The following is an 11,230-nucleotide window of genomic DNA, read 5'->3' as shown; positions in this document are numbered from 1 at the left end:
CACCGCCGGCACCGACAGCCTCGGCGGCGCGGACAGCATCGACGCGGGCGCCGGCGACGACCGGGTGGTCGCGGGCGCCGGCAATGACACCGTCATCGGCGGTCTTGGCGATGACAGGCTCGACGGCGGCGCGGGGTCGGACCAGCTTTTCGGCGGCGATGGCGCGGACAGCCTGTTCGGCAATGCCGGCCAGGACCTGCTGGACGGCGGTGCCGGCGCCGACACCCTGACCGGCGGGGAGGGATTTGATACCTTCATCGCCGGCACGGGCGACACCATCACCGATTTCAACACCGGGGCCGGCCAGAACCTTACCGATGGCAATCAGGCGAATAACGACTTCGTCGACCTGAGCGGCTATTACAACGAAGCCAATCTGGCGATCATCAATGCCGCGCGCGAAGCGCAGGGTCTTCCCACCTATGGCAACCCGCTGGCCTGGTTGCGGGGCGACCAGACCGATGGCAACGGGCTGAACGATATCAGCATCGCCAACGGCTTCGGCTCGGACTTCACGATGACGATCAACAGCGGCGGCGGTGCGACGCCGTCGGCGAACCTGACCCATGACAACACCAATGTCATCTGCTTCGGCGCGGATGCGCTGATCCGCACCGCGCGGGGCGATGTCGCGGCGGGCGATCTGGTCATCGGCGACCTGATCGAGACCCGCGATGCCGGGCTGCAGCCGATCCGCTGGATCGGGTCGCGGGTTCTGGACGCCGCCGATCTGGCGGCGCGCCCGAAGCTGTGCCCGGTGCGGATCCGCCGGGGCGCGCTTGGCGCCGGGCTGCCCGAGGCCGATCTGATCGTCTCGCCGCAGCACCGGATGCTGGTGCGCTCGAAGATCGCGGCGCGGATGTTCGGCGCGACCGAGGTCCTGGTCGCGGCCAGGCTGCTGATCGAGATGGAGGGGATCGAACTGGCCAGCGACCTGACCGGCGTAACCTATGTTCATTTCCTGCTCGACGCGCATCAGATCGTGCTGGCGAACGGGTCCGAGACGGAATCGCTTTACACCGGGGCCGAGGCGCTGAAATCGGTCGGCGCGGCCGCGCGGGCCGAGATTTTCGAGCTGTTCCCCGAGCTGGAGGCCGGCTGCACCCACCCGGCAGCACGCCAGCTCGTTCCGGGCCGCATGGGAAGGCAACTCGTCCACCGCCATCACAGGAATGGACAGCCGCTGGTGCAGTAGGCCTCGCCGGGGGAAGCCGCACCAGTCAACTTGGCGGAGTTCCGCTGACGCTCCCTCGGAGCGGCTTTCGAGGCGTGATCCTTTCTGGCTGACGCCACACCGGCGCGGCCGGGAAGGGCAGATCTGTCCAGGCTGCGAATGCAACGGCGCCCGGTCCGCTCGCATGAGCGGCGACGCGTGGATCGGGACACCTCGCAAGGATTCAAGCCCGCAGCCAACGATCCAATAATGGAGATTATGTAACTGCAATCCCGAAATCCGCGACGGAACCTGGCCGCCGGATGTTGCCTTACTGCATGATCTGCCACTCGCCCCGGCTGTCGCGCCAATAGGCCAGCAGTGGCGAGAGGGTTTCGCTGATCTCGGCATTCTCGAAGACCACCGGCGCGGGAACCAGCGTTGCGAGCCTGCCGTTGCCCATGATGTGCAGATTCGATTTCGCGGCGTCGAAAGGTTGCAGCTCAAAGCCGATCGAACTGTCGATATAGGGGGCATAATCCGTCTGCCTCGCCTCCTCGACGCTCATACCGGCCGTCGCGGAAAGCCGTTCGATCTCGGTCCGCGTGGCGGCGTCGGTCAGCTGGCCGGTCAGCAAGGGCTGGCCGATGACGGATTTCTCCATCCGATAGCCGGCCGGCGCATAGCCGAAACGCGCCCGGCGCCGGGTCGTCAGCCATGGCCATTCCTCCGAGCAGGGTAATAGCAAGCAGGATCAGGGACTTAATAGGTGCTCTCATACCAGCCCGCCGCGCCGACGGCCGCGTCTTTCACCTTGATCCCGCCCCATGCGCCGGAAATGGCTGAGGGGCCGGGCGCCACCCGAAACCGCCGCGGCGCTGTGATCGTCCTGACCCCTGCCCCGCTCTGCGCCTCAGCCCTGCGCGCAGCGGATCTGCACACCCAGGACCGAGAGGTCGGCGCGGCGGACAGCGACCTCGATGCGCAGCAGCAGATGGGTGCGCAGATAGTCGGCGTGAAACCGGGTCGGGGCGATCAGCTGCAGGCGCCCGTCCTGCACCCCGCCATCGGCGACCGGGGCGAACCAGGCCTCGAACAGCGCCGGGTCCTCGGCCGAAAGCAGCTGCCGCGCCCTGCCCCATAGCGCGCCGGCGGCGGCCGAGGGCGCGCGCCGGAACGGCACCACCTTGTCATCGGCGGGGGATTGCGGCGCCGGCCCCCCTGCCCTGTCGACGAAATCCGGGCCGATATTCCGCCATTCCTGACGGGTATCCAGCATGATCCGGTCGAGATCCAGACCCAGCACCGACACCCTGCCCCGCGCCCCCTGCGTCTTGACCAGCAGCCAGCCGAGCGCGCGCAGCCGCGCCATGTCGCGCTTGACCGTGCGTTCGTCGACGCACCACAGCCGTGCGATGTCCTTCTGCCCCATGGTCAGTTCGTTGCGCTGCCAGTTATAGCGGGTGGTGATGAGCGACATCAGCCGCAGAACCAGCCGCTGCCGGTGCTGGTCCCCCGCAAGCGCATGGGCCATCATCGCCGACAGGATGTCGTATTTCTTCGCCGCCGCCTCGCGGCCGACCGGTCGGATGACCTGCATCACTGCTCCTGCCTGCCGGGAACCGGCAGCCCTTTGGCCCCTTCTGCGGGGCCTGCCCCATATCGGATGGTCCGGGATCTTGTGGTGCCCCAAACGCTTTTCGCCATCCTTGCAGCATTAGCGTCCAGAATTCCGATTCTGTCAAGCAGGCTGCGGGCGTTGCGTGTTTCGGCACCCTGAAACGTCTTGAATAAGGGTAAGATATGGTAAGGGGTGACAGCCTGCATGTCCCCCATTTGCCCCCGGATGTCCCCCAATCCGTGGTGTGGCGCCCTGCCCTGTCCCCCTATCCGTTGCGCGCAACACAAGGCCAGCCTCCGTGCGCAGCAAGACCGATTCGCGCAACACCCGCTGGTCCTGGTGTATTCTGCGCTTCCAGTGAAATCGGCTTTTGCCAAAAGTGCAAATCCGGCGTAAAAGGCGGAAAGGCAGTGATTTGCGTCCAGAACAACAGGCACAACATGTATACGCACCAGGACCTCGCGCAGCTTCAGGCGCAGTCGCTCAAGATGCAGGGCTGGATCCGGCGGCAGACCTTCAGCCCCGAGCTGGAGAAGACGCTCCGCCGCTTCTCCAGCTGGGAGGTGGCCGAGCTGATCTTCCGCATCAACCAGTCGACCTTCCGCGGCAAGCTGGCGGCGGACCCGAACCTTCCCCTCGGGGAAGTCGAGGAGGACGGCCGGCAGCGCTGGTTCAGCCTCGAGGAGATCAACGAGCTGCGCCGCCGCATCCGCATCGGCAAGCGCTCGCTGCTGCCGGAGCGTCCGGCGGGCAAGCGCGCCTTCCGCGCCGCCATCGCCAATTTCAAGGGCGGGGCCGGCAAATCGACGGTGGCGCTGCATTTCGCCCATGCCGCGGCGCTTGACGGCTATCGGGTGCTGGTCGTCGATTTCGACCCGCAGGCGACGCTGTCGCACAGCATGGGCCTGACCGATGTGGGCGAGGATCACACCGTCTGGGGCATCATGGCGCGCGATCTGGAACGCGAGACCGACCGCATGAACGCCGCCGCGCCCGCGGCCGAAAGCGGGACCGCCCTGCCCCAACGCAAGCTGCCGGCCTCGATCCGCGACATGGGTCTCGGCGCGCTCAGGCCGGCCGATTTCATCAAGCCGACCGCCTGGCCGACCATCGACATCGTGCCCAGCTGCGCCAATGCCGCCTTCGTCGAATTCGCCAGCGCCCAGTATCGGCACCTGAACCCGGAATGGACCTTCTTTGGCGCGGTGTCGCGCTTTCTCGACAGCCTGGCCGATGATGCCTATGACCTGATCCTGTTCGATTGCCCCCCCGCCATCGGCTATCAGTCGATGAACGCGGTCTTTGCCGCCGATATGCTCTATATCCCCTCGGGTCCCGGTTACTGGGAATATGACAGCACCACCAGCTTCATCGGCCAGCTGGCCGAGGCGCTGGAAGACCTGTCGCATGGCTTTGAAACCTTCCCCACGGGGAAGATCGCCCTGCCCAAGGCCTTTGCCGATGTCCGCTTCCTGATGACCCGCTTTGAACCTGCGAATGAACTGCATCAGGCGATGCTGTCCGCCTTCCGGCAGGTTTTCGGCGCGCGCATGGCCGAACATCCGATCGAACTGACCCGCGCCGTCGAACAGTCGGGCCGCTTCCTCAGCTCGATCTACGAGGTCGATTACCGCGAGATGACGCGCGGCACCTGGCGGCGCGCGCGCGCCAGCTTCGATCAGGCTTACGAGGAATTCAAATCCCATCTGCTGACCGCATGGAACCGACTGGAGGCCGACGCATGAGCCGCAAGCGCCGCATGTTCGATATCGATATGCCCGAGGATATGGACGACACCTTCCCCGCGGGGAAGACGGCCCCCCCGCCGCGCCGCGGCCCGATGGCGACCGCCATTGCCGAGACCGCCGATTCCAGCCGCGACCGCGCCCTGATCGAGGCCGAGATCCGGGCCGAGAATGACGCCCTCGCCGAGGAGCATGTCCGCCTGAAGCGGGCCGGGCTGATCACTGACATGATCCCGCTGGACGCCATCGACAGCAGCAAGCTGATGCGCGACCGCGCGCCGGGGGCGGATTTCGAACTGGCCGAGCTGGTCGAGTCGATCCGCGATATCGGCCTGTCGAACCCGATCCAGGTCGAGCCGGCCGGGCAGGGGCGTTACGAGCTGATCCAGGGTTTTCGCCGGCTGTCCGCCTATCGCGCGCTGCTGCAGGAGACCGGCGATGCCGGGCGGTGGGGCACGATCCCGGCGGGCATCGCCGCGAGGGGAGAGGCGCTCGGCCAGCTGTATCGGCGCATGGTCGATGAAAACATGGTGCGCAAGGACATCAGCTTTGCCGAGATGGCGCAGCTGGCCCTGCATTACGCCATGGACCCGCAGACCGAGGAGCACGACCCCGAGAAGGCCGTCGCCATCCTGTTCAAATCGGCCGGCTATCAGAAGCGCAGCTATATCCGCCGCTTCATCCCGCTGATGGAGCGGCTGGGCGAGGCGCTGCAATTCCCGCAGGACATTCCACGCGCGCTTGGCCTGTCGCTGGTTCAGAGGCTGGAGGACGTGCCCGGCACCGCCGCCGCCATCAAGGCCGAACTGCAGGGCTGGGACAACCGCTCCGTCGCCGATGAGCTGACCGTGCTGCGCCGCTACGCGGCGCCGGGGGCCGAGGCGGAGACCGGGGCAGGGGCGGCGGTCACCCCCGCCAGGGCGCCGGAAAACCTGCCCGAGGGCAAGGCCCGGACCACCTTCCAGCTGGTGCGCCCGCAGGGCAGCGCCAAATGCACCGCCGCCAATGGGCGGCTGGAGATCCGGCTGCCGCGCGACTTCTCCGCCATCGACCGGCGCCGGCTGGAAGCGGCGGTCGCCTCGCTTCTGGACCAGATCGAGTGATCTTCCCCGCGGGGAAGGGGGCTTGACCTTCCCGGCCTCATGGTATTACTTTATGGTATTACCATGAGGTCCCCCATGCGCATCACCATCAAAGGCCAGGTCACCATCCCGCAGGAGATCCGCGAATTCGCCGGCTTCCGCCCCGGCACCGAGGTCGAATTCGTCATCGGCGATGACGGCGTCGTGCGGGTGATCGCGGCCGGGCAGGGCAGGGGCGTCAGCCGTCTGGATGCGGCGATTGCCGGGCTGCGCGGCAGCGCCGATCGCGGCCTCAGCACCGATGAGATCATGGCGCTGACCCGCGAATGACGCCGGTTCTGGTCGACAGCAACATCCTGATCGACATCGCCACCAACGACCCCGACTGGGGCGCGTGGTCGGCATCGGCGCTGGCGCGGGCGGGGCAGGGTGCCCGGCTGGTCATCAACCCCTTGATCTACGCGGAAATTTCCGTCGCGCACAGCCGCATCGAGACGCTGGAGGCGGTGCTGCCCGAGGATGTCTTTCACCGCGAGCCGCTGCCATGGCCCGCCGCCTTCCTGGCCGGCAAGGCGTTTCTGGCCTATCGCCGACGGGGCGGCGAACGGCGCTCTCCGCTGCCGGATTTCTATATCGGCGCCCATGCCGCCATCCGCGGCTACCGCCTGCTGACCCGCGACCGGGGGCGGTATCAGACCTATTTCCCGCAGCTGGAGGTGATCGCGCCGTAATCGCGGCGCGTGATATTGCCCCGACCTGCACCCTTGCATTTGGCCTGTTCCGTCACGGAAACTATGCAGCATAGTGATTAAAGTGTTGTTTTACGATGTCGAGCAGGGGTTCTCATGAACGCTCCCTTCAAGCAGGCCGAGCGCTTGGGTCGGTTGACGACCGCGCTTGGTTCCGATGTGCTGGCGCATGCGGCGGCAGGGTCGGATCCGGCGTGCTGGTCGCGACGAATTTCATCATGCTGCTGTGGGGCAGCGCGATCCATGCCTCCATCAAGCATCCGGGCGACTTCGGCCTGATCGAGATTTTCGTCGCATGGATCAACGGCGACGCGGAATATCAGATGGATCGCGACGCCTATCGCGAAATCTTCCGCGGCGCGCAGGAGATGAGCGAACATCTGACCCCCGAGGTCCTGGGCGCCGATTATGAGCTGTATCAGAAACTCATTCGGGAGGTGATGGGCTTTGGTCAACGCGGAGGCGGGGGGTCGTGAAGGATTTTTTCGTTTTTGCCCTGCGGGAGCTGCGCCGGATCGCCGGTTTCCTGATTGGCCTGATCGGCTTCGTGATGGTCGCCGGGGGGCTTTACGGTCAGATGTGGCTGGCGGCGGGGATAGGTGCGCTGCTGCTCGTCCTCGCCATATGGATGCAGCGCTATGACGGCTAGAAGCGCCGCCGCCCGACGGACAAGTCTTTCAGGGAGATCCTGTGATGCGTAAATTCGACACCGGCATGTCGCCCGAAACCGCGGCCGAGGTTGCCCCTCCGCTGACGGCGGCCGAGGTCGCGCAACTGCGCCAGCTGCTGGCCGTCGCCCGCTATGATGCGCGTCAGCAGGCCTTCGTCATCGATGCCGGGCGCGCCCGGCTGACCCTGCGCGCCGATGGAACCATCCGCTGTGAAGGGGCCGAGGTGGTGGTGACCGCCGACCGCACGATCACGCTGGATGGGGCGGCGATCGAGCTGAACTGATGACCATCACCATCAATGTCAACGGGCTGTCCATGTGCCACAAGGGGTCCGAGGGCTTCGTGCGCTCGACCCTGCCCGGGAGGAGGAGGAGCCCGAATCGAACGGGGGATGGGAAGTCGATTGGGGGAAGGTTGGAGAGGGCATCTTAACGGGTGTTGCTGTCGTCGCTACGGTTGCTGTTGGTGCTGCTGTCGTGGCCTGCGTTGCGACCATCATCTGTGGTGCGACCGCAGCGGGCGTAACGGCTGTGGCGGGTGTGGTCGTGGTCGGCGGCGCCGCGGTCGTCGGCAGCACGAATATGCCGCCCGCGGGCGGCGTTCCCGAGGCTTGAGGAGAAAGCGGTTGGACGAGAAGAACGACTTTCAGAACCTCGACAAGCTTGTGATCGCCTCGGGCCGGACCGGGCGGCCGGTGCTGCGCATCGGCTTTCAGATGCAGCTTTACCTGCGCGGGGGCGATGACCCCGCCACCCGGCATCGGGTGGTCGACGCACTGGCGGGTTTTGCGAAGGCCGCCGCGCGCAATGTCACCCAATATCAGAAGCACATGGCCAGCCGGATGACGCCGATCGCCGGCAAGGACCTGCCCGCGCTGCTGCATGACGAGGTCGACCGGCTGGACCCGCAGGTCGATATTTACGGCCCCCATGTCAGCGATGCGCAGGAGCCGCCGCGCTGGCAGGGTGCGGCGCTGCTGCAGCCCGCGCGGGCGATGCCGGTCGATCTGTCGGTCTTCCACCTGGCCATGCCCGCCACGCTGGCCAAGGAAAACCCGGACGATCTGATTGCACGCATGTCGGCTTGGTGCCGGCAGGTCCAGCCGCTGCACGGCACTGCGGGACTGGCCCCGATCTATGAAATCGGGATGCAGCGCAACTATCCCGATGAGACCTGGCCGCTGCTCAGCCGGTTTTCGGGGCTGGATTACATGAACGCCTTCGTGCTGGCGGCGCGGGGCGTCAACCAGATTCAATGCATCAACTGGCTGACCATCCTCGGCACACCCATCCTGGCCGAAATCGGCGGGGCGGAGGAACTGGCCCGGCTGCTTGCCGCTGCCGCGCGCGACATGGCGGCGACCGAGGACGAGCAGCCGCGCCTTTATCCCTATGAGGGCGGGATGCTGATCCGCGCCGGGCGCTATCCGCAGCTTGGCGACCGCAATATCGGGGGTGTCCCGAAAAGCTATCGCATCGTCAACAAGGTCCTGCGTCCCTGGCTGTTCACCGACTATCTGAACAAGCCCACGCGGCTGTTCAAGGTGCCCCGGCCGCTGGATCCGTTCGACGAGACGCTGCGCCGGCTGGGCGGCTTCATCGCGCCGGGGCTGAATAGCGGGCTGATCCTGGTCCAGGACTGGATATATCGGCAACGCGGCACCATGGCGGCGGTGTCGCTGTTTCCGGGCGGCTCGGCGGTTCTGCCGCCCGGCGGGCTTCACCTCGATGCCGAGGCTTTCGTCGGCTGGATCCTGTCGCCGATCCGCGAGGCCATCGGCGCCGGGCGCGGCGGTTCTGCTGCTGTCGCGCCATGGCGGGGCGACGCGGCTGCGCGGCTGGGCGACGGCGCAGGAAATGCAGCGGATCGGCGATCCGTCGCGCGGTCTTCTCGGCCGCGCGCTCGGGGATGCCATGGATGCGGCGATGGCCATGGCCGGCGTGGACCCGGCGGAGGTCATCAGCGATGCCGGCCCGGAGCGCTGGCAGGCCGAGGAACTGGGCGTCGCCCGCACGGAGCGGCCCTTCCTGGTCGCCGAAGGCCCGACCTGGCATCGGATTCTGCAGGGGGGCGGGGATCTGGGTGCGGCGACGGGCCTTGTCTCGGCCGCGGCGGGCTGCCTTCGGGAGCTGCCATCGCTCATCCTGTCCGGCGATCGCTTCGGGGCCCGCACCGCAGCCGTCTTCGCGCCCTTCCAGCTGGCTGAAGACCCGCGACGCGCCACGAGATGACAGCGGGACCCCGATCCCGCCCGGCATCTCGTCCCGAAGCTGTCCGGCCCGGTCGCCGACCGTCGCCCTGCGCGGAAAGCCGCCGATGATCACCATGCGGCGTGGCTGCCGGCAGAGCGGATCGTCACGCGGGCGGCCAACGAATCCGACAGGATGACGCGGAATATATAGGCGAATCAATGCACGCCCCGCCAGACCGCCATTGCTGCGGGTCTGCTGGCGTTCCTCAGGGCATCACGGCCGGACCGGCTTTACACGTCGGCAGCGATCTATGTAAATCTTATACAATTTTATGTTGAAGATCTCTCTGCATTACGAATCGAGGCGCCTACATCGCAGGCAGGTGACGGTTCTGCATCACGGGGGCTTATCGCTAAGGGGGTAGAGCAATGGCATTGACGTGGAACGCAATTTATCTGGGCACGGTCGCTTCGATCGATCCGACCGAAGGGAATACCACCGCCGAGAACGCCGCCAGCCTCGTCAATCAGAGCTTCGGCTCCCCGACAGCGCCGCTTTATAGCAATGTTTTCAGGGTCACCGCCGTCGACAACGGCGGGAACGTCGCAGGTTCTCTGGACCAGAACAACACCGGTTCAACTGATTCCATTCAGGTCGACATGGACAGGAATGGTGTGGCCGAAACCTATCCTTTCGATTCCACCGCGACCTACAACGTCACCGTCACCTTCAGCGACGGGTCGACCAGCGGACCGTTGCTTATCGTGGTTGGTCAGACGACCGATGGGAAGCTGTTTCTGGTCCCGTCGCCGACTGCCGCGACGAACACGACACTGACATCAAAGCCGATTACCTCGATTGCCTTCAACTCTCTTGGGAGCGCAAGCTTTGTGGGGATGGCGGTCGACCGGTCTGACGGCGTGTTTCTTTCGCCGGACGGGATCGTGGAGGGGACCAGCGGCGCGGACAGCATCGGACCGGGATATGCCGGCGATCCCGAGGGCGACCGGATCGACAATGCGGACAATACCGGGGCGGCCGGCGGTGTCCGGTTCTCGAATGACGATGTCGTGCAGGGTTTTGCAGGCAATGACACGATCGTCTCGGCGGCCGGAAACGACACCGTCTATGCCGGCCTCGGCAACGATTCGGTCGATGGCGGCGCGGGCAACGATGTCATCTATGGCTATGGCGACACCGTCGGCGGATCGGCGGCGGAACTGGGCGACGACACGCTGCAGGGCGGCCTCGGCAATGACACGATCTTCGGCGGCAACGGCGCCGATATCATCTATGGCGACGACACCGCCGGCACCGACAGCCTCGGCGGCGCGGACAGCATCGACGCAGGTGCCGGCGACGACCGGGTGATCGCGGGGGCCGGCAATGACACCGTCACCGGCGGCCTCGGCGGCGACACGATCTTCGGCGGCATCGGCGCCGATATCATCTATGGCGACGACACCGCCGGTACCGACAGTCTCGGCGGCGCGGACAGCATCGACGCGGGCGCCGGCGACGACCGGGTGATCGCCGGCGCCGGAAACGACACCGTAACCGGCGGCCTTGGCAGTGACACGATCTTCGGCGGCAACGGCGCCGATATCATCTATGGCGACGACACCGCCGGCACCGACAGTCTCGGCGGCGCGGACAGCATCGACGCGGGCGCCGGCGACGACCGGGTGGTCGCGGGCGCAGGCAACGACACCGTCATCGGCGGTCTTGGCGGCGACACGATCGCGGGTGGCGACGGCGCCGATATCATCTATGGCGACGACACCGCCGGCACCGACAGCCTCGGCGGCGCGGACAGCATCGACGCGGGCGCCGGCGACGACCGGGTGGTCGCGGGCGCCGGCAATGACACCGTCACCGGCGGCCTCGGCAGTGACACGATCTTCGGCGGCAACGGCGCCGATATCATTTATGGCGACGACACCGCCGGCACCGACAGTCTCGGCGGCGCGGACAGCATCGACGCGGGCGCCGGCGACGACCGGGTGGTCGCGGGCGC

12 protein-coding genes are annotated in these 11,230 nt (G+C 66.5%); 10 read left to right on the top strand and 2 right to left on the bottom strand.

What is annotated here, in order from left to right; genetic code table 11:
- On the top strand, nt 1-1,195 hold a 1,195-nt coding region (locus H1S04_RS12860; protein ID WP_181745953.1), incomplete at its 5' end, for a Hint domain-containing protein.
- 289 nt (nt 1,196-1,484) lie between these two features.
- Here the strand turns inward: H1S04_RS12860 and H1S04_RS12855 are convergent.
- Entirely contained in the window at nt 1,485-1,901 is a 417-nt protein-coding gene (locus H1S04_RS12855) for a hypothetical protein (protein WP_181745952.1), read from the bottom strand.
- 165 nt (nt 1,902-2,066) lie between these two features.
- Entirely contained in the window at nt 2,067-2,753 is a 687-nt protein-coding gene (locus H1S04_RS12850) for a DnaA N-terminal domain-containing protein (RefSeq protein WP_181745951.1), read from the bottom strand.
- Between the two features lie 461 nt (nt 2,754-3,214).
- Here H1S04_RS12850 and H1S04_RS12845 point away from each other — a divergent pair, with 461 nt between their 5' ends.
- From H1S04_RS12845 to H1S04_RS12805, 9 genes are all read left to right on the top strand, one after another.
- On the top strand, nt 3,215-4,519 hold the full coding sequence (locus tag H1S04_RS12845) for an AAA family ATPase (protein WP_181745950.1): 1,305 nt from the start codon (nt 3,215-3,217) through the stop codon (nt 4,517-4,519).
- Nucleotides 4,516-5,622 (top strand): ParB N-terminal domain-containing protein, encoded by a 1,107-nt coding sequence (locus H1S04_RS12840; RefSeq protein ID WP_181745949.1) that lies wholly within the window; start codon nt 4,516-4,518, stop codon nt 5,620-5,622. The genes H1S04_RS12845 and H1S04_RS12840 overlap by 4 nt, the downstream gene beginning before the upstream one ends.
- Nucleotides 5,623-5,685: 63 nt before the next feature.
- Nucleotides 5,686-5,931 (top strand): AbrB/MazE/SpoVT family DNA-binding domain-containing protein, encoded by a 246-nt coding sequence (locus H1S04_RS12835; protein WP_220185231.1) that lies wholly within the window; start codon nt 5,686-5,688, stop codon nt 5,929-5,931.
- Nucleotides 5,928-6,332, top strand: coding sequence for a type II toxin-antitoxin system VapC family toxin (locus tag H1S04_RS12830; RefSeq protein WP_181745948.1), 405 nt, complete (start codon nt 5,928-5,930; stop codon nt 6,330-6,332). The genes H1S04_RS12835 and H1S04_RS12830 overlap by 4 nt, the downstream gene beginning before the upstream one ends.
- Before the next feature lie 212 nt (nt 6,333-6,544).
- The gene (locus H1S04_RS12825) at nt 6,545-6,826 is read left to right on the top strand and encodes a hypothetical protein (RefSeq protein WP_181745947.1); all 282 of its coding nucleotides are present in this window, start codon (nt 6,545-6,547) and stop codon (nt 6,824-6,826) included.
- Complete coding sequence (locus H1S04_RS12820) at nt 6,823-6,999, top strand: hypothetical protein (RefSeq protein WP_181745946.1); 177 nt, start codon at nt 6,823-6,825, stop codon at nt 6,997-6,999. Before H1S04_RS12825 ends, H1S04_RS12820 begins: the two co-directional genes overlap by 4 nt.
- A 44-nt stretch (nt 7,000-7,043) precedes the next feature.
- Nucleotides 7,044-7,304: a hypothetical protein gene (locus tag H1S04_RS12815; RefSeq protein ID WP_181745945.1), complete on the top strand. Its 261-nt coding sequence runs from the start codon at nt 7,044-7,046 to the stop codon at nt 7,302-7,304.
- Between the two features lie 342 nt (nt 7,305-7,646).
- Nucleotides 7,647-9,227: a type VI immunity family protein gene (locus tag H1S04_RS12810; protein WP_181745944.1), complete on the top strand. Its 1,581-nt coding sequence runs from the start codon at nt 7,647-7,649 to the stop codon at nt 9,225-9,227.
- A 414-nt stretch (nt 9,228-9,641) separates the two neighbouring features.
- A partial coding sequence (locus tag H1S04_RS12805; RefSeq protein WP_181745943.1) for a calcium-binding protein occupies nt 9,642-11,230 on the top strand: 1,589 nt, incomplete at its 3' end.

The organism is Paracoccus sp. S1E-3 (assembly GCF_013868135.1).
Classification (GTDB): Bacteria; Pseudomonadota; Alphaproteobacteria; order Rhodobacterales; family Rhodobacteraceae; genus Paracoccus.
The sequence above is the reverse complement of the archived record's forward strand: the minus strand, read 5'-3'. Positions and strand labels throughout refer to the sequence as shown.

Excerpts from the sequence above, each read along its gene's own strand:
- H1S04_RS12850 (WP_181745951.1), bottom strand. The coding sequence starts at position 2,753 with ATGCAGGTCATCCGACCGGTCGGCCGCGAGGCGGCGGCGAAGAAATAC.
- H1S04_RS12845 (WP_181745950.1), top strand. The coding sequence starts at position 3,215 with ATGTATACGCACCAGGACCTCGCGCAGCTTCAGGCGCAGTCGCTCAAG.
- H1S04_RS12840 (WP_181745949.1), top strand. The coding sequence starts at position 4,516 with ATGAGCCGCAAGCGCCGCATGTTCGATATCGATATGCCCGAGGATATG.
- H1S04_RS12835 (WP_220185231.1), top strand. The coding sequence starts at position 5,686 with ATGAGGTCCCCCATGCGCATCACCATCAAAGGCCAGGTCACCATCCCG.
- H1S04_RS12830 (WP_181745948.1), top strand. The coding sequence starts at position 5,928 with ATGACGCCGGTTCTGGTCGACAGCAACATCCTGATCGACATCGCCACC.
- H1S04_RS12815 (WP_181745945.1), top strand. The coding sequence starts at position 7,044 with ATGCGTAAATTCGACACCGGCATGTCGCCCGAAACCGCGGCCGAGGTT.